Origin of the sequence: Kocuria sp. UCD-OTCP, assembly GCF_000349605.1 — a bacterium.
GTDB classification, from domain to species: Bacteria; Actinomycetota; Actinomycetes; order Actinomycetales; family Micrococcaceae; genus Kocuria; species Kocuria rosea.
The window spans coordinates 132,686-150,868 of sequence record NZ_AOSQ01000001.1 but is presented as its reverse complement, the minus strand read 5'-3'; the positions used below and the strand labels follow the sequence as shown (position 1 = coordinate 150,868).

The window sequence follows — 18,183 nt, the reverse complement described above, 5'->3', positions numbered from 1 at the left end:
GCTGCCGGGTCAGGCGGCTCCGCCGGCGGCCTGCGGCGCCCCCGAGTCGTGACCGTGCCCGCCGTCGCCGACGTGCTCCCGGGCCACGAAGTTCTCCAAGTCGAAGAGGTTCTCGGCCCGGCGCGCGACGTTCACCAGGGTGGTCATCGAGGCGACCTCCTCGACCTGCTCCTTCAGGAACCAGAGCATGAACTGCTCCCCCAGCGCGTCCCCCTCGGCCCGGGCGGCGGCGAACAGCGCCTTGATCTGCTCGGTGACCTCCTGCTCCTGGGACAGCGCCAGGGCCAGGGGCTCACGGACGTCGGTGAAGTCGTTGCGCACCTCCCCCACCCCGGGAATGGTCAGGGGGAGGTCCCGGTCCAGGATGTACTGGACGATCATCATGGCGTGGTTGCGCTCCTCCAGCGACTGCCGGTAGAAGTGCCGGGCCAGCTGCGGGAGGTCCTGGCTGTCGAACCAGACCGCCACGGCGATGTACTGGTGGGAGGCGGCGAACTCGTGGCCCACCTGGCGGGTGAGCAGCTCGTCGAAGGTCTCGGGGGCCATCAGGATCTCCTGACATCGGTGGGTCCCCAGGGCGGACGACGCCCCGGCCGCTCCACCGGTGCGAGCCCGGGGCGGGGCCGGCAGGAATCGTCGCTCGGGTCTGGAGTTCGAGCGTAGCGCGGTGGCACGGCGGGGTGTAGGCCGGGCACCGGAAACTTCCCCCGACACGGCGCTCCGCGTCGTCCTCGGCGGAGGCCGGAGCGCCCTGCCCCCGGCCGCCCTGTCCCTCAGACGACGCGCACCGCGGTGAGCTCGTAGACCCTGGCCGTGCTCGTGGCGGGTCCGTGGCAGGTCAGCTGGTGCGGCGGGGCGGTGTGGGACCGCAGTTCGACGTCGACGAGGCCCGGCCGGGGTGGGCGGCCGGTGAGACGGATCCGCCAGCGGTCGCCGTCGCGAGCCGACTCGGTGACCGTCCAGTCGTGGCGTCCGGCCGGGCCGAAGCGTTCGAGCGCGGCCGCGACAGCGGCCTGCTGCGGTGGGAAGAGATCGGTGTACCCGCGCAGGTGCTCCGCGTGCACCCGGCCGGCGAGATGCTCCTCGACCGTGGTGACGGCGGACTCCGCGTCGAGCCCTCCGTAGTAGACGCCATCGGGGACGACGACGACGTTGGCGGCGAACCGGTCACCGCCGACGTGCGAGCACTCCCAGACCAGCTCCGGCCAGCGCTCGCTCAGGGCACGACCCACGGGCCGTCCGCGCACCGCGCAGCAGGGATCGTGCTGACCGTGGGCGCAGACCAGGAGGACCGGGGGGTGGCCGGTCTCACCGGGGACGCCGAGAGCCGTGGCGATTCCCGCGAGGTCCTCGTCGCGGCTCCACGTGCCCCAGTGCTGGCGACCGTCGCCGGAGTCGTCGTGGCGCAGCACGGCCCACCGGCGGGGGCCCTCCTCGTGCCGGCGGCGGCCGTGGCGCCTGATCAGGAGGATGCGAGCCCGCGCCGCCTGCGCGGCGGAGAACACGAGGGCCTTGGTCTCCGGCTCGAGCTCGAGACCGTCGAACCCGTTGACCGGCCATCCGCCGCGGTGCTCGATGAGGACCCAGACGAGCCCGCGCGGGGCCGTCCCTGCCATCGGGTCGCCGCGCCCCCGGGCTCCGTCGGCGCACCAGAAGCGGCACGAGGCATTCACGGTGGCGGGGTCAGTGGTCACAGGGAACAAGAACCCCCGCCCGCAGCAGTCGTTCGGCGAGCTCGACGCCCAGCTCGCCCGCGGTGTGGACCTCGCCGTCGAGCAGGCACGAGACGGAGGGCAGATCGGTCTCCGGGAAGTCGAGCCACCCCACGCGCGTGCTCAGCCGCGGGCCCTCCAGCCGTGCCTCCAGGGCACCGCGCAACCGCACGGGGGTCCCTGAGCCCAGACCCTGGACGGCCGCGAGCTGGGCCAGCGGCCCCAGCGGGGCCGGGCGCCCCTGCCCTCGCCGGGTGCGGTGGAACCGCGGCGTGGGATCGGCCGCGGCGAGCGCGGCGACCAGGCGCTCGCGGACGGTGTCGAGCTCCCCGCCCGGTCCGTCGACGCCCACGGGCAGGGACCCGCGCATCTCCGGGTCCTCGGCCAGCAGCGCCAGCGCCTCCTGGGCGAGCTGCTCGGCCAGGCCGTGGCGGGTCCAGGTGTGGATCCCGAGCGTGAGATGGACGGAGACCGCCCCCTGCGCCTGAGCCGCGTGCAGCCAGCCGCGCGGCAGGTAGAGGGCGTCGCCGGGCTCGAGCACCACGTCGAGATGGGCCTCGCCCTTCGCGGCCTCGGCCACAGCGGAGCGGCGGTCGGTCCAGGGCTGGTCCCGCAGCGGGTCCGGGTGCACCGGCTCGTGCAGCACCCAGCGCTTGGTCCCCTCGATCTGCAGGACGAAGACGTCGTGGACGTCGTAGTGGTCGTCGAACCCGCGGTTCTGCGGCGGGGTGATGTAGGCGTTGGCCTGCACCGGATGCCCGAGCTCGCCGCTCAGCGCGGCGCTGAAGTCGGCGACCGGCTCCCAGGTGCGGTGCAGCGCCTGCAGCACCAGCGTGGCGCCGTCGGCGAACTTCCGCCACAGCGCGGTGTCGTCGAGCTGATCCGCAATGGTGGCGCCGACGCCGGCGGGCGAGGTGAAGGTGGAGTCGGGGAACGTCGACCCGTCCTTGGCGACGCGCAGGAAGGGCGTGCGCAGCCCGCGGCGCGAGATCAGCTCGTCGACGGCGTCGGCGGAGAACAGGTCGGCGAAGCCGCCCGTCCGGCGCGTGAGCAGCGGTGCCCGGCCCCAGACGTCACGGGCGAACCGCTCCCAGCCGATGTCGATCAGGCGGGTCTCCAGGACCCCGGCGCCGCTCCGGGCGCCGGGGTCCTGCCCGTCAGCACGGACAACGTCCACGCTCAGAGGCCTCGCGCTCCGGCTCCTCCGTCGGCGCCGCCATCGGCACCGCCGTCCGCGCCGCCGTCGTGGACACCCGGGGTGCCGGCCGCTCCACCGTCAGCGGGGCCCTCGGCACCGCCGTCGGCACCGCCGTCCTGCACGCCCGGGGTGCCGGCCGCTCCACCGTCGGCCGGGCCCTCGGCGCCGTTGTCAGCGCCGCCGTCTGCGCCGCCGTCGTGCACGCCCGGGGTGCCGGCGGCTCCGCCGTCGGCCGGGCCCTCGGCGCCGTTGTCAGCACCGCCGTCGGCGCCGCCGTCGGCACCGCCGTCCTGAACACCCGGAGCGCCGAAGGCTCCGCCGTCGGCGGGACCTTCCGTCTGGTTCGGATCCTGCTGTGCATCAGTCATGTTGACCTCCCAGATTCGAGTGACCGCGCCGTCACCGGCCGATCACCAGGACAGGCGGTCCTTGAGCAGCACCGCCCAGCTCGAGGCTATCGGTGCGGGGCAGGTGAGGGAACAGCCGGCCCCCAGGTGATCCGGACGAGCCGAGGGAGCCGCGGGATGCGGGCCGCCCTCGCCGGGGGCACGATCTCCGGGCGGCCTCCGGAGGTGGAACAATTCACCCATCCCCTGCCCGCGACCGGGAGGTGCTGGATGACCGGCCTGGAGCTCGCCGTCGTCGCGCTCGTGGTGAGCATCGCGTCCTGTCTGCAGGGCGCGATCGGCTTCGGCGTGGCCCTGCTCTCCGCTCCCGTGATCGCCCTGTTCGACCCCGCCCTGCTGCCCGGTTCCCTGCTCCTGGTGGTCACCGGGCTCACCGCGCTCGGCGTGCTGCGGGACCGCGCCGCCGTGGACGTCAAGGACGCGGGCTGGGCCGTGGCGGGGCAGGTCCCCGGCACCGTGGCGGGAGCACTGCTGGTGGCCGCCCTGTCCGCCCGGACGCTGGCCCTCGTCCTGGCGAGCACCGTGCTGCTGGCCGTGCTGCTCAGCGTGTGCGGCTGGCGGCCGCGGCCCCGGCCTGCGGCCGTCGTCGTCGCGGGGGCGGCCTCCGGGCTCCTGGGGACGGCCACGTCCATCGGCGGTCCGCCCATGGCGCTCGTGTGGCACGGGTCCTCGCGGGCCCGGATGCGCGGCACCATGAGCGCCTTCTTCCTGGTCGGCGCCGTGCTGGCTCTCGTGGCGCTGACCGTGGTGGGGTCGATCGACCGCCGGACCGTGCTCTTCGCGGCCGCGCTCCTGCCGGCCATGGTCCTGGGCTTCGCGGTGTCCGGAGCGGTCAACGCGCGGATCAACCGGCGCATCGTCCGGCGGGTGGGCCTCGGCGCCTCGGCGCTGGGCGCCGTGCTGGTCCTGCTGCAGGCGCTCTGAAGCACGCCCTGCCGGGCCCCTCCGGCCGGCCTCAGAGCTGGTCGATCCGCCGGTACCGGGACGGCGTGGTGCCGGTGGTGGCCCGGAAGTGCCGGTTGAAGTTGGAGAGGTTGGTGAAGCCCACCCGATAGCAGATGTCCGAGACGGGCAGATCGGTGCCCCGCAGCAACCGGCAGGCCTCGGTGAGCCGCATCCGGTTGACCGTGCGGTTGAAGCCCACCCCGGTCGCCTTGGCGAACAGCCTTGAGAACGCGTCCCGGCTCAGGCCCACGGCCTCGGCCACCTCGGGCACGAGCATCCGGCCGTCCAGGTGCTCGGTGATGTAGCCCAGCGCCCGGTTGAAGACCTCGGCCTCGGACGCGTCCAGGCGGTAGGTGCCGCCGCGGCTGTCCAGGTAGCGGCGCTCGCTCTCCGGGGACTCGGCGAGGACGGCCAGCAGCTCGGCCACGGCGGCCAGCCGCCGGAGGCCGAACGTGCCGTTCACCGCCTCCATCGCCTCCGCGCCCTGGACGGCGGTGCGGCCGGTGAACTCGATGCCCCGGGCCGCGGCCTCCAGGAGCGGACGCAGGGCCTCGAGCTCGGGCAGCGTCCCTGCGGCGGCGAAGAACCGCTCCTGGTCGAACTGGAGCACGGCGTCCCGGTTGCGGACCACGGCGCTGTCGTCGCGGTGGGAGATCCAGTTGTGCGGCAGGAAGGAGCCCATGAGGCTCAGGTGGCCGGGGCCGAAGGGCCCGGCCCAGTCGCCGGCCATCACCGTGCCGGAGGACTCCCGGATCAGGTGCACCTCCACCTCGGGGTGGTAGTGCCAGCGGGCCAGGGGGTGGGGCCAGTCGTGCTCGTGCCACCGCACGGAGCTCGACGGGTCCGGGATCACCAGCTCCCGGACCGGGGAGGTGGGGTCCTCCGGCGTCGTGCTCCGTGCGGCGGCACCCACGGTCAGGCTCCGGCCACGCGGATCTGGATCTTGGTGTCGGTGGGCCGGCCCTCGGCGCCGCGCTCGAACGCGGCCACGGCGTCCTCGAACGGATAGGTGGCGCTGATCAGCGCGCCCAGGTCCACGGCCGGGGACGCGGCGAGCTCGATGGCCCGCTGGTACGAGTTCGCGTAGCGGAACACGGTCTCGATCCGCAGCTCCCGGGCCTGCGCGGCGGCGACGTCCAGCGGCACCGGGTCCACGGGGATGCCGACCAGGACCACGGTCCCGCCGGGCGCGGGGATCTCCCACAGGTTCCCGAACACGTGCGGGCTGCCGCTGGCCTCGAAGACCACGTCCGCACCCCAGCCGTCGGTGGCCTCCCGCACCGCCTCGCCGAGGTCTTGGCGGGAGACGTCCACGGGGTGGATGGTCGGATAGGCCTCGATCTTGGCGAACTTCTCGGGCGCCACGTCCGAGATGTACACGCGGGACGCCCCGCTCGCGGCGGCCGCGATCGCGGTGAGCACGCCGATGGTGCCGGCGCCCACCACGACGACGACGTCGCCCGGCGCCAGACCGGCCTTGGTCACCGCGTGCACCGCCACGGCGAAGGGCTCGATCAGGGCGCCCTCCTCCAGCGAGAGCTGCTCCGGGAGCTTGTAGGTGAAGTCGGCGGGGTGGATGATCTCGGGCTGCAGGCAGCCGTCCACCGGGGGCGTGGCCCAGAACTGCACGTCCGGGTCCACGTTGTACATGCCCAGCCGCGCGGCCCGGGAGCGCGGGTTGGGGATGCCCGGCTCCATGCAGACCCGGTCCCCCACGGCCAGGTGGTCCACGCCCTCCCCCACTTCCAGCACCGTGCCGGAGGCCTCGTGGCCGAGGACCATGGGGTTCTCGACGACGTAGGGGCCGATCCGCCCGTGCGTGAAGTAGTGGACGTCGCTGCCGCAGATGCCCACGGTGTGCACGCCGATGCGCACCTCGCCGGGGCCCACCGGGCGCAGCCCGGGGACGGGCCGGACCTGGATCTCGTGCTGGCGTTCGAGGACGACGGCGTCCATGGTGCTCTCCTGGGTGCTCGGGTTCTTCGCGGCGGTGATCGTCGGGTTCTGGGTGGTGAGCGTGGTGGGGTTCATGATCTCAGGTCCTTTCAGGCGGCCATGGCGAGGCGGTCGCGGCGTGGGAGCATCCGGCCGTCCTCGGTGGTGAGGCCGGGCTGGGGCGGGTGGATGAATAAGGTGGTGAGGGTGCCGAGGAGCATCAGGCCGGCGAAGACCCAGCACACCCCGATCGGGCCGAGGACGGGCAGCAGCAGGGTGGCGATGCCGGGGCCGAGGAATGTGGTCAGCCCCGAGGCGAGGTTGTGGGCGGAGATCGCCGCGCCGCGGTGCTCGGGGGCCAGGGCCGGGAAGATGGCGCCCATCGGGACGAACGCGGTGACGGAGAGGGCGAAGAGCACGGCGGCCCCGACCATCGCCGGGAAGCTGGGGCCGAACCACACCGGGACGTAGGCGAAGGCGAGGACCGCGAGGGCCATGCCGCCGAAGCCGAACCAGCGCATCTGGCGCATCCAGCCGTAGCGGTCGCCGAGCCGGCCCCAAACGATGTTGGCGCCGATGGTGATGGTGTTCATGATCGCCCACAGCATCATCCACTCGGGCAGGGTGAACCAGGACTGCCCGCCGATCTCGCCGGTGGTCAGGTACAGCGGCATCATCATCGGGAACGCGTAGAGCGTGAGGTTGCACAGCACCCGGATGACCACGGAGAGCGCGATCTGCCGGTTCTCCACCAGAATGGTCACCCCGCGCAGCAGCTCGCGGGTGCGCTCGGCGCCGTGCAGCTTCTGCGAGAGGTCGGTCTCGGGCGGGGCGCCGGGGACCAGGAAGGCGCACATCAGGGTGCCGGCCGCCACGAAGGGCAGGGACGCCCACAGGGTGGCGTACTCGCCGATGACGGGGACCAGGAGGCTGGGCACGTAGGCGCCCATCACCCCGATGCCCAGCGAGAAGGACGCCCAGAACCAGCCCATGGCCGAGGCCAGGCGGCTGGGGTGCACCGACTGCGCGATGAGCACCACGAACGAGTACATGAACAGCGGGTAGGCGACCCCGCGCAGGGCGTAGATGAGAATCGTGCCGACCACGCTCTCCAGCCCCACGGTGAGGAACAGGACGTGCAGCACCATCCAGAGGACGCCGCCGAGGACCATGAGGCGCTTGGCGCCGACGACCTCGGCGAGCACGCCGGTGGTCCACGCCGAGATGGCGACCACCAGGCCGTAGACGGTGAAGACGAGGCCGGCCTGGGTGGGCGTGAAGCCGTTCTCGACGAGGAAGCGGGACAGGAACGTGAGCTCAAAACCATCACCGGTCATGAAAATGGCGAGGGCGAGGTAGCCGAAGAGCAGGCGGCGGGGCATGCCGAACATGCGGGTACTCCTTCATGGACACCAAGGGGAAGGCACCTGGCGAGCAGAGAAGCGATCAGCCGGTGCGCGATGTCCTCAACGCTACGGAGGTGTGACGCGGGCCACTAGCCGATTAAACCGGCGTACGCTGATACTTCTGTGCACATGTGGGCGCCGTTCCGTAGGACTCAAACGCCCTGCCCTGCCCTGCCAAAGCTCCATGCCACGCAACCTGGCAGGTCGACGCAACTTTCGGCGCGACGCGTCACGTCTACAGATGCGACGCTCATCGTTCCGTGATGTCGGCGACCTTAGGCTGCCACTATGGGTCAATCGCAAAATGCCAACGTCGACCGTCTTTCCCCCGGCTTATATGAGCTCCTGGAAGACTCCGTGTTGGCGATGGAACTTACGGAGTTGCCGGAAGGCAGTGCCGCTCTCGATACTGTGGACCCAGCTGACACCTCTCACGTTCTCGCGCGGTATCTCAACGACCACATCCTGTTCCACTTAGAGGCCGTACCCGCTGCTAACCGTGTGGACGAAGCCAATCGCATCTTGGCAGCCGTTAACGATGGAATGCGGAATTCGGCGTGCATCAGCGAAGGTCCGCGACAGCTCGTGGCGATTGCGCCGAGGGTTGGCGCCGCAGCACGAAAGCCAGCAACGCCACTATCTGACGCTGCTCTGCTCACCAATACACCGCATGAGCCGCAGGTCGGACGCGAGATCGCCAAGGAGCTCGAAAGCGCCGATCGTGTGGATCTTCTCATTGCTTTCATCAAGTGGTCCGGTCTGCATGTCATGGACAAAGAGCTCCAGTCGTTGAAGGACCGCGGCATTCCGTTCCGCGTCCTGACCACCGTCTACATGGGTGCCAGCGATGCCAAGGCAATCAACGCGCTGGCGCGTAAGTACGGCGCGGAAGTTCGAGTCAGCTACGAAACCCGCAATACGCGCCTGCACGCCAAGGCGTGGATGTTCCACCGCAAGACCGGCTTTAGCACGGCCTATGTCGGCAGTTCGAATCTGTCGCACGCCGCCATGCTGGACGGGCTCGAGTGGAACGTGCGCCTGTCCTCCGTCGCGACGCCGGCACTCCTCCATAAGTTCGAGGCGACCTTCGAGAGCTACTGGGCGTCGGAGAGCTTTGAGTCCTACAACCCGGATGATGACGGCGAGCGCCTGGCGAGGGCGCTCGCCGAAGGAGGCGGACGGGTGTCTTCGGAGGTCTCCATTGCGCACCTAGATGTCCAGCCCTATCCCTACCAAGCTCAAATGCTCCAGGAGCTGGAGGCCGAGCGTGTTATTCACGACCGCCACCGGAATCTCGTGGTCGCCGCGACGGGCACTGGAAAAACCATCCTCGCGGCTTTGGACTATCGCAGGCTGCAGGCCGGTACCCCTGGTGAGCTATCACTGCTTTTTGTGGCCCACCGCCGAGAAATTCTCGAGCAAGCACGCCAGACCTATGCCACAGTTCTGCGTGACGGCGCCTTCGGTGAGCTCATGGTCGACGGCTATCAGCCAGTCAGAGGCAAACACGTTTTTGCGTCGATTCAATCTCTTAACGCCAAGAGCCTGGACCGCTTCGCCCCTGAGTCGTTTGACGTGGTAGTCATCGACGAGTTCCACCATGCCGATGCTCCGACCTACCGCAAGATCATTGAGCACTTCCAGCCTCAGGAACTCCTCGGACTCACCGCCACTCCGGAGCGCGGCGACGGCGTCAACGTCGCAGAGAAGTTCTTTGGAGGCCGCATTGCGAGCGAACTGCGCCTGTGGGATGCCCTCGATCAGCAGTTGCTGACGCCGTTCCATTATTTCGGCGTCTCAGATGGCGTCGACCTGTCTTCACTTCAGTTCCGGCGGGGTCGGTACGAGGACAAAGAACTGGATGCCGTCTACACGGGCAATGACGCACGCACGGCCAAGGTGTTGCAGGCTCTCAACGACAAGGTGCTCGATCCGCATCGCATGAAAGCCATTGGCTTCTGCGTCTCCGTCAAACATGCGGAATATATGGCACGGAAGTTCACGGCGGCCGGGCTGCCGTCCGCGGCACTGTCCGGGGAGAGTTCCAGCGACGAGCGGCGGACTGCCCTCAAGTCGCTGCAGCTCGGAGAACTGCGTGCCGTCTTTGCCGTCGATCTGTTCAACGAAGGCCTTGATATTCCGCAGGTTGACACCATTCTCATGCTCCGGCCGACGCAGTCCTCCACGCTGTTTCTGCAACAACTGGGACGCGGCCTGCGGCTAGCTCCCGATAAACCCGTACTAACCGTTCTGGATTTCATCGGATTCCAGCACCGAGAGTTCCGGTTCGACCTGAAATACCGTGCCGTGACGGGATCGAGCCGGACGCGCCTGGCCAAGGACCTGGAGGAGGGTTTTTCCTTCCTCCCCTCCGGAACGCAGGTCGTCTTCGATACTGTCGCCCAATCCGTGGTGCTCGACAACGTGAAGCGTCAACTGCGCCTGACGACCCGGCAAGTGGTCGACGAGATTAGGGATTTGGCGGCGCAGCAGCCGTCGCCCGAGTCGTACACCCTGCGTCAGTACCTGACAGATTCCCTCTCAGAGGCATCGGACATCTACCGACGGAACAAGTTTGACGGTCGGCCGACGACCTGGAACACCTTGCGTCGTGCCGGTGGACTGGTCCCCGATGTTCTGTGGCCCGCCGAGGATCAGGAGACGGAGGTCCTCGTTTTGCTACAGCGCGCCAAGGCGTTTTTGAACGTGGATGACCCCGCCCGGCTACGGTGCTACGAGGATTTGCTTCGCCCGGATGCCCCGCCGGTGTTGTCTCTGCCGCTCAGAGAGCAGCGAATAGCGCGCATGCTCTACTACTCCTTCTGGCCACAGGGTCGGAAGAGCGGCGGTCCGGGCGAATTAGAGAGCGGCCTCCAGCTGCTCCGGTCGCACGCCATCCTGCGGAACGAGCTGACGCAGCTCATCGACGTCACCGCCGACGGCGCACGCAACCTGCCGCGTTCACTGGGACAGGACTACGCCGACATTCCCCTGCAGACACATGCGCACTACACCCGGGAGGAACTTCTGGCCGGTCTGGGCATGGGAGAAGAAGGGCAGCGCACTCCCGGCACAGTGCGCGAAGGCGTGTCCTGGATTCCGTCATCACGCTGCGAGGCGCTTCTCGTCACGCTCCATAAGTCGGAGAAGGACTTTTCGCCCAACACCATGTACAAGGACTACGCCGTCTCCGAGACGCTCTTCCACTGGGAGTCGCAGAACCAGACGACTCCGGAATCCGCAGCGGGACAGCGTTATCAACACCACACCGTACAGAACAGCCACATCATGCTGTTTGTCCGTGAGTCCCCGACTCAGGAGGCCGGCACCTCGCCGTACGTCTTTTTGGGACCTGTCGATTATGTGTCGCACGAAGGGTCCAAACCCATGTCGATTATTTGGAAATTGCGCCGTCCGATGCCGTCCCCCGTGTTCTCGGCCGCGAGCACGGTAGCGCCTCTCAGTTAGAGCCGCGGACGGCGGGGCTTAGAACTCGATCACCTGTCGCACCGCCCGGCCCGCATCCAGCTCGTCCATCGACTCGTTGATCTGGTCCAGCGTGATGTGCGAGGTGATGAGCTTCTCCAGCGGCAGCACGCCGTCCCGCCACATCTGCTCGTACTTGGGGATGTCCACCGCCGGCACGGCGGAGCCGAGGTAGCTGCCGATGATCTGGCGGGCCTCGGCGGTGATCTTCAGCGGCTCGATCTGGGACATCGCCCCCGGCGCGGGCAGGCCCACGGTGACGGTCACCCCGCCCACGGCGGTGGCGTTGAAGGCGGTCTCGAACGCCCGGGGGTGCCCGGCGGCCTCGATCACCACGCGCGGCTTGTCCTCGAGCGCCACGAGCTCGTCCGGGGTGAGCGCCTCGTCCGCGCCGAACTCCTTGGCGAGCTCCAGCTTCTCGGCCAGCGCGTCCACGGCGATCACCCGGCGGCAGCCCACGGCCTTGGCGACCAGCACCGCGGCGAGTCCCACGCCGCCGAGGCCGACCACGGCCACGGCGTCGTCGGGGGTGGCCTGCGCCGCGTTGATCACGGCTCCTCCCCCGGTGAGCACCGCGCAGCCCATGACGGCCGCGATGGGGCCCGGGACGTCCTCGCCCACGGGCACCACGGAGCGCCGGTCCACCACGGCATGGGTGGCGAAACCGGAGACCCCCAGGTGGTGGTAGACGTTCCCGCGGGTCTCGGAGCGCAGGTGCATCGAGCCCTCGATGAGGGTGCCGGAGGCGTTGGCCTTCGAGCCGACCGTGCACGGCAGCAGCCCCTCGGTCTTGCACGCGGCGCACTCGCCGCAGCGCGGCAGGAACGCCATCACCACGTGCTGGCCCACGGCCAGGTCGGTGACCTCGGCGCCCACGTGCTCGACGACGCCGGCCGCCTCGTGTCCCAGCAGCATCGGCAGGGGCCGCGGCCGGTTGCCGTTGACCACGGAGAGGTCGGAGTGGCACACCCCGGCGGCGGTGATCCGCACCCGCAGCTCGGTGGGCCCGGGCTCGCCGAGTTCGAGCTCCTCGACGCGCAGCGGCTGCGACTCGGCGTACGGGGCGGAGGCCTCCATGGTCTCCAGGACGGCTCCACGAATCTTCACGACGACCTCCGGAATCGGTGCACGGGTGTGACGCCGTTCACGGTACCTCCTGCTCCGCCGGATCTCCCCTCCGCGAAGGTGGTGCGATGCCCCGGTCCTGCGCCGGGGGGCCGTCGGAATTCACCAGGTGCTCGGCACCATGTCGAGGGCCGTGCGGTGCATGCGGAGGTGAACTGTTCCGCATTCCCGGGTGAATCGCTGTTGAACAGGTTACGAATCGGTACTAGGGTTCTATGCACCCGAGAACGGTTTGATGTCAAGGGCGTTCGGCGACCACGCGCGCACCTGGAACGCGAGGTGGTGCCATGTCCGATCGAAATCTTCACGTGATCCGCCGGGTCGGCGCTGTCCTCGGGCACTTCCTGGTCTACGTCCTCATCTGGGCGGGGCTCGCGCTGCTCATCGCCGCCGCCGGCATCCGGTACTACTGGGGCGAGATCTCCGTGGGCCAGATGCTCCTGAACCTCGTCTCCGTGGAGATGGACGGCGGGGGCGGAGCCATCGTCTGGATGGGCATCCTGGGGATCGGCGTGGTGCCCCTGCTCCTCACCGCCGGGATCGCCCTGTGGCAGCACGTCCGGCGCCGCCGGCGCCGCCAGCACGGCCACGACCCGCGCCCTCGCCGCACCCGGTGGATCATGCGCACCCTCACCACCGCCCTGGTGGGCACGCTGGTGATCGGCGGCACCACGGCCTTCGCCACCACGGTGGGCGTGCGGGACTACATCAGGGCGGGGAACTCCGAGTACGACCTCAGCGACTACTACACGGCGCCGGTCGTCACCGGCGACCAGGACCGGCGCAACCTGGTGCTGATCTACCTCGAGTCCGGCGAGCAGACCCTCGCCAACGACGAGCACTTCGAGAAGGACGCCTTCGCCCCGCTCAAGGAGGTCACCGCGGCCTCGGACGGCTGGCAGAGCGTGGCGGACCTCCAGCAGCATCGGGGCGGGGGCTGGACCATGGCCGGTCTCACCGCCACGCAGTGCGGCATCCCGCTGAAGGGCATGGGCTCCGCCGCGGACAGCGGCGCCCTCAACGAGCTCGGCGGTGACGTCGAGACCTACCTGGGCGGCACCACCTGCCTGGGCGACGTCCTGGACGAGCACGGCTACCGCAGCGTCTTCCTGGGCGGCGCCAACGCCTCCTTCGCCGCGAAGGACACCTTCCTGAGCAGCCACGGCTATGACGAGGTCAAGGACCTCTCCGACTGGCGCGCCGCCGGCGAACCGGAGGAGAGCTTCCGCGGCGACTGGGGCCTGAGCGACGGACGCCTCATGGCCCACGCCGCGGACGAGATCGACGAGCTACACGCCGAGGCGGAGCAGACCGGCCGGCCGTTCAACCTCTCCGTGCTGACGCTGGACACCCACGAGCCGGTGCACATCTACGACTACTGCACCGTGGACACGCAGAACGAGGTCACCTCCGCGTTCTTCTGCTCCATGACCCAGGTGGCCGGTTTCGTCCAGCACATGGAGGAGCAGGGCTACCTCGAGGACACCGCCGTGGTGATCATGGGCGACCACCTCAAGCACATGAGCGCCGGCGACGCCTTCCACGAGCAGCTGGACCACCACGAGAACCGCACCATCTTCAACCGGATCTGGGTCCCGGGTGCGGACGCGAGCAGCACGCCGCGCCCCGGCGTGGATCAGCTGAGCATGTACCCCACGCTCCTGGAGGCCGCCGGCCTGACCCTGCAGGACCGGGCGGCCGGGTTGGGCGTGTCCGCGTTCGCCCCGACGGTCCCGGAGGACTCGGCGCAGGCCTTGGAGCCGGAGCTCTACGCCGAGCTGCTGGACTCGCGCTCCGCGCCGTTCTACGCGGAGGCCTGGGCCGGCGAGACCGGCGCCGAGTAGCGCTGCCCGGCCCCCTGCCCGGCGGCGGAGATCCGTTCCGTCATCTGCCCGCCGCCCTGGGTGGCCCGCCCGCCCCGGCCTAGACTGGTGGCCCGGGGGGTCGCATTCCAAGGAGCGTGCATGATGGCCTTCATCCAGCTGATCGAATACACCACCTCGAAGCCGGAGGAGGTGGCCGGGGTCGTCGCGGAGTGGGAGCGGGCCTCGCAGGGCAACCGCACGGCCCGCCGCGTCCTGCTGACGCGAGACCGCAAGGACCCGAGCCGCTACTACGAGATCGTCTCCTTCGACTCCTACGAGTCCGCCATGGAGAACTCCGGGCTCCCGCAGACCCAGGAGTACGCCGGGAAGATGCGCGAGCTCATGGACGGGGAGCCGACGTTCCGCGACCTCGACGTCGTGGAGGACCGCGAACTCTAGTGCCCCGGACCGCGACCCGTGGGCACTGCCCACGGGTCGCACCCGCCCCTCGCCGGCGGAGCGGCCCGTCCCCTCGCCCAGCCCCTGCGATTGCAGGGCCCCGCGGCCTCTACTCGAAGCGGGTGGTGGTGATGGCGGTGTTCGTGCGGAGCATCCCGCAGGCGGCGGCGATCGCCGCCAGCGCGAGCAGGAGGCTCGCGCCGAGGGCGGCGAGATAGGCCGGACCGGGCCAGCTGACGGTGCGGCTGTCGTCGAGACCGGTGACGAGCAGCCACGCCACGCAGAACCCCAGCCCGGCCGAGAGCAGCAGCACCGCGGCCAGGGGCACGGCGGCCTCGCGCACCACCACACCGCGCAGGGCGGACAGCGGCATGCCGATGAGGCGCATCAGCCCCAGCACCCGCCGGCGGTCGATGACGGCCGCGGCGGTGGCCACGGCCAGGGAGATCCCGGCGATGACCACCACCACGAACGCCGCGGCGTAGGCCAGCACGGACAGGCTCCGGACCAGCTCCGCGCCGCCGGTGGCGGCGGCGTCGGCCCGGGAGACCGCCGCGGTGGTGCTGAGCCCCGACGCGGTGAGCACAGTGCGGGCACGGTCGAGGGCCCCGGGGCTCCCGTCGGTGTCCACCACCAGCAGTGCCGGCACCAGCCCCTGCAGGTCCGTCACGGGGGCGGCGGTCAGCGGACGGGGCTCCTCGGTGTGGGCCTCGAAGAAGGCGGCGTCCACGGCGACCACCGGGGCGGCCGAAACGTCCTCGAACCCCAGGACGGTGGCGTCGGCAGCGGTGAGCAGGATTTGGGCGCTGCCGCCGGGGTCCGCCGCGGGACGGGTCCAGCCCACCACGGTGTCCCGGACCCCGTCGAGGCCTTCGGCCCTCCCGGCGAGCCCGGTCACGTCCGCGAGCGCCCGGTCCGGCTCCAGCCAGGTGTGCACGCTCGCGGGCGGGAGCATCCCGGGGCCGGCCGAGGGCGTCTCGTCCGGGCCCACGCTGCTGGAGGCGCCGGCGAAGACGGAGACCATGAACACCCCGATCACCAGTCCCGAGACGGAGCGGAAGGTGGCCCGGGGCGTGAGCCGGATGCGTCCGGCGGCGATCACGGCGGCCGCGCCGGAGGCGCGGGCCAGCCCGATCCGGGCGGCCAGCAGCGTCAGCCAGGGTCCGACGACGACGATGCCCACCGCGGTGAGACCGAACCCTCCGATCAGCAGCACCTCGAGCGCGCCGGGGTCGAGGCGCCCGGTGTCCGCGAGCAGGACGCCGGTGCCCATCGCCGCGAGCCCGGCCGCCAGGGGCACCGTCCGCCGTGCGGTGGGCGCCGGTTCGGCCTGGGCGCGGGCGGCACCCAGGGGGCCGATCCCGGCGCGGAGGGTGCGCAGGCCCGCCACGGCGGCGGAGGCGAGGACGACCACGGCGACCACCGCCGCGGTCGTGACCGGCCCGACGGCCAGGTCGGCCGGGTGGAGTCTCGTGCCGTTGACGGGCAGCTGGGCGGCCAGGGGGCGTGCCGCGGCGGCGGCCACGACCCCCAGCACGGACCCGAGGAGACTGCTGGCGGCGATCTCGACCGCCGCGATGCCGGCCACCGTGCGCGGGCTCGCCCCGATGAGGCGCAGGGTCGCGAAGCGCTCCGCGCGCTGGGCCGCGCCCAGGCGCGTGCTGATGCTGATCAGCAGCAGCACGGGGAAGATCACGGCGATGCCGCCCACCACCATCAGGGTGCGGTAGTTGCCGGTGTTGTCCGCGAAGGAGTTGACCGAGAAGTCGGGGACGATCGCGGCGGCCGGCCGCTGCCGCAGCTCGGCCTCCTCGGCCCCCGTGACCGCCACCAGGGAGTCCGGTCCGGCCAGGTCCGTGTCCTCGATCGTGCCGGCGAGGGTCCCGAAGCGGTCCCCGAGCTGATCGGCCGGGACGGACTCGATCAGGTCCTGCAGGGCCGGGGAGGCGTAGTACGTCCCCGGCTCCGGGGGCGCGCCGATCCCGGGGATCCGCACGGCGGAGTCCTCGGTGACGGCGACGTCGCGGCGCTGGACGAGCTGGTCCCGGAACACCTCGTCGGCGCGGTCCACCAGGGCCGTGTCCGCGGTGAGCGGCACCGGCCGGGCCTCCTCGGTCGCGGCGGAGCCCTCGGCACCGGCGGCGGCGACCACCGCGGGCACGCGGTCCGCGTCCAGCCACAGGGCGCGCGCATCGCGCTGGATCATGCCCTGGCCCGCTCCCCACACCAGCAGCAGCAGGCACACCCCCACCGCCACCCCGCCCACGATCCCGGCCAGCCGGCCCAGCGAGGACCGGCTGCCCACCAGCGCGAGCCGCAGCACCGCCGGGTTCACGCCGCGACCCACTGGTCGGCGCCGATCATGCCGTCGCGCACGATGACCTCCCGGTCGGCGTAGGCCGCCGTGCGGGGGTCGTGGGTGATCATCACCACGGTGGTGCCGGCCTCCCGGACCAGCTCGAGCATCAGCTCCAGGACGGTCTCGGAGGCCAGGGAGTCCAGGGACCCGGTCGGCTCGTCGGCGAACAGCAGCGCCGGTTCGCCGACCATCGCCCGGGCGATGGCCACCCGCTGGGCCTGGCCGCCGGAGAGCTCCCCGGGCAGCCTGTCCTCCTGCCCGGACAGTCCCAGCCGTCCCAGCAGCTCGGCGGCCGAGCGCAGCGCCGCCCGGCGCCCGGTGCCGGCCAGCAGCAGCGGGACGGTGACGTTGTCCACCGCGCTCAGCTCGGGCAGCAGCTGCCCGTACTGGAAGACGAAGCCGAACTCGCGCAGCCGCAGGGCCGAGCGCGCCGCCTCGCCCAGCTCGCTGAGCACCACCGCCGGCTCGTGCCGGGCGGCGGGCCGGTCGGCGGATCGGTCGGCGGATCGGGCGGCGGATCGGTCGAGGGGCCGGGCGTAGCTGACCGTGCCGCGGTCCGGGACCATGACCCCGGCCATGCAGTGCAGCAGGGTGGACTTGCCGGAGCCGGAGGGGCCCATCACGGCCAGCACCTCGCCGGGGAGCACCTCGAGGTCGACGCCGCGCAGCGCGGGGGTGGCGCCGAAGTCCTTGTGCACTCCGCGCACCGACAGCAGGGGAACAGGGGTGGGGGTCATGCGTTCGTCAGCTCCTTCTTGAGGTGGGTGAGGCGGGCGCCGGTCAGCTCGATCCAGCGCAGGTCGGCCTCGATGTGGAAGAGCCCGTGGTCGCACATCAGGACCTGCAGCAGGTCGCCCTCGCGCTTGAGCCGGGTCAGCTCCCGCATCCGGGCCATGTGCTCGGCGCGCTGGACGTCCAGCAGCCGCTGGGCGTCGTCCTCGATCAGCAGGGCGATCACGGTCTTGGCGAACAGCTCGCTCTGCAGGGTCGGGGACGGCACATCAGGGGTGTGCAGCCACTGCTCCACGCGCTGCTGCCCGGCCGGGGTGATCTCGTACTTCTTCCGGTCCGGGCCCGCCCCGGGCTCCTCGCCCAGGGCCCGGATCAGCTCGTCCCGGATCATCCGGGCCAGGGTCGAGTACACCTGCCCGAAGGCCAGCGGCTTCTGCGAGCCGAAGTAGCGGTCGTAGGCGTGCTTGAGGTCGTACCCGTAGCTGGGCTCCCGCCGCAGCAGCCCCAGGAGGGTCAGCGCATTGTTCATGCCCCCATCTATACACCCAGTGCATAGTGGAACACGACAGGTTCCTGTGGCCGGTGCACGTCGTGTCGGCCGCGGGGTCCCATCA

The 18,183-nt window shown here is 70.8% G+C and carries 16 protein-coding genes and 1 tRNA gene; 5 read left to right on the top strand and 12 right to left on the bottom strand.

Going from position 1 to position 18,183, the window contains the following annotated elements:
* Positions 1-9 precede the first annotated feature (9 nt).
* The 4 genes from H488_RS20055 to H488_RS20040 form a co-directional block, all read right to left on the bottom strand.
* A complete protein-coding gene (locus tag H488_RS20055; protein ID WP_017831854.1) occupies positions 10-546 on the bottom strand; it encodes a ferritin in 537 nt (178 codons plus the stop codon).
* A 227-nt stretch (positions 547-773) separates the two neighbouring features.
* Entirely contained in the window at positions 774-1,616 is an 843-nt protein-coding gene (locus H488_RS20050) for a sucrase ferredoxin (RefSeq protein ID WP_017831853.1), read from the bottom strand.
* Positions 1,617-1,683: 67 nt separating this feature from the next.
* On the bottom strand, positions 1,684-2,889 hold the full coding sequence (locus H488_RS20045) for a cupin domain-containing protein (RefSeq protein WP_017831852.1): 1,206 nt from the start codon (positions 2,887-2,889) through the stop codon (positions 1,684-1,686).
* A gap of 2 nt (positions 2,890-2,891) precedes the next feature.
* Positions 2,892-3,278 (bottom strand): hypothetical protein, encoded by a 387-nt coding sequence (locus H488_RS20040; RefSeq protein ID WP_017831851.1) that lies wholly within the window; start codon positions 3,276-3,278, stop codon positions 2,892-2,894.
* 249 nt (positions 3,279-3,527) lie between these two features.
* Here H488_RS20040 and H488_RS20035 point away from each other — a divergent pair, with 249 nt between their 5' ends.
* The gene (locus tag H488_RS20035; protein ID WP_017831850.1) at positions 3,528-4,241 is read left to right on the top strand and encodes a sulfite exporter TauE/SafE family protein; all 714 of its coding nucleotides are present in this window, start codon (positions 3,528-3,530) and stop codon (positions 4,239-4,241) included.
* Positions 4,242-4,272: 31 nt separating this feature from the next.
* Here the strand turns inward: H488_RS20035 and H488_RS20030 are convergent, their stop codons facing one another.
* The 4 genes from H488_RS20030 to H488_RS36895 form a co-directional block, all read right to left on the bottom strand.
* Complete coding sequence (locus H488_RS20030; protein WP_017831849.1) at positions 4,273-5,175, bottom strand: AraC family transcriptional regulator; 903 nt, start codon at positions 5,173-5,175, stop codon at positions 4,273-4,275.
* Positions 5,176-5,177: 2 nt separating this feature from the next.
* Positions 5,178-6,293, bottom strand: coding sequence for an NAD(P)-dependent alcohol dehydrogenase (locus H488_RS20025; RefSeq protein WP_017831848.1), 1,116 nt, complete (start codon positions 6,291-6,293; stop codon positions 5,178-5,180).
* A gap of 14 nt (positions 6,294-6,307) precedes the next feature.
* Positions 6,308-7,588, bottom strand: coding sequence for an MFS transporter (locus H488_RS20020; protein ID WP_017831847.1), 1,281 nt, complete (start codon positions 7,586-7,588; stop codon positions 6,308-6,310).
* A gap of 651 nt (positions 7,589-8,239) precedes the next feature.
* Complete coding sequence (locus H488_RS36895) at positions 8,240-8,554, bottom strand: hypothetical protein (protein WP_150110237.1); 315 nt, start codon at positions 8,552-8,554, stop codon at positions 8,240-8,242.
* On the opposite strand from H488_RS36895, the gene H488_RS36890 reads away from it, so the two are divergent.
* Together H488_RS36890 and H488_RS20015 are read left to right on the top strand one after the other, a co-directional pair.
* Positions 8,539-8,612 (top strand) — tRNA-Ala (locus H488_RS36890). The two genes, H488_RS36895 and H488_RS36890, sit on opposite strands and share 16 nt — an antisense overlap.
* A complete protein-coding gene (locus H488_RS20015; protein ID WP_150110236.1) occupies positions 8,612-11,071 on the top strand; it encodes a DUF3427 domain-containing protein in 2,460 nt (819 codons plus the stop codon). The genes H488_RS36890 and H488_RS20015 overlap by 1 nt, the downstream gene beginning before the upstream one ends.
* An 18-nt stretch (positions 11,072-11,089) precedes the next feature.
* Here H488_RS20015 and H488_RS20010 read toward each other — a convergent pair whose 3' ends face one another.
* Positions 11,090-12,196 carry a zinc-binding dehydrogenase gene (locus tag H488_RS20010; protein ID WP_031282172.1) on the bottom strand — a complete coding sequence of 369 codons (1,107 nt, stop codon included), beginning with the start codon at positions 12,194-12,196 and terminating at the stop codon, positions 11,090-11,092.
* Between the two features lie 305 nt (positions 12,197-12,501).
* Here H488_RS20010 and H488_RS20005 point away from each other — a divergent pair, with 305 nt between their 5' ends.
* Together H488_RS20005 and H488_RS20000 are read left to right on the top strand one after the other, a co-directional pair.
* Positions 12,502-14,058, top strand: coding sequence for an LTA synthase family protein (locus H488_RS20005; protein ID WP_031282170.1), 1,557 nt, complete (start codon positions 12,502-12,504; stop codon positions 14,056-14,058).
* 120 nt (positions 14,059-14,178) lie between these two features.
* Complete coding sequence (locus tag H488_RS20000) at positions 14,179-14,478, top strand: hypothetical protein (protein ID WP_017831842.1); 300 nt, start codon at positions 14,179-14,181, stop codon at positions 14,476-14,478.
* Positions 14,479-14,587: 109 nt separating this feature from the next.
* On the opposite strand, the gene H488_RS19995 is transcribed toward H488_RS20000, so the two are convergent.
* From H488_RS19995 to H488_RS19985, 3 genes are read right to left on the bottom strand one after another with little or no spacing between them, the layout of a single operon-like run.
* Complete coding sequence (locus H488_RS19995; protein ID WP_150110235.1) at positions 14,588-16,813, bottom strand: ABC transporter permease; 2,226 nt, start codon at positions 16,811-16,813, stop codon at positions 14,588-14,590.
* On the bottom strand, positions 16,810-17,574 hold the full coding sequence (locus H488_RS19990; protein ID WP_017831840.1) for an ABC transporter ATP-binding protein: 765 nt from the start codon (positions 17,572-17,574) through the stop codon (positions 16,810-16,812). Before H488_RS19990 ends, H488_RS19995 begins: the two co-directional genes overlap by 4 nt.
* On the bottom strand, positions 17,571-18,098 hold the full coding sequence (locus H488_RS19985; protein WP_017831839.1) for a PadR family transcriptional regulator: 528 nt from the start codon (positions 18,096-18,098) through the stop codon (positions 17,571-17,573). The genes H488_RS19990 and H488_RS19985 overlap by 4 nt, the downstream gene beginning before the upstream one ends.
* Between the last annotated feature and the right edge of the window lie 85 nt (positions 18,099-18,183).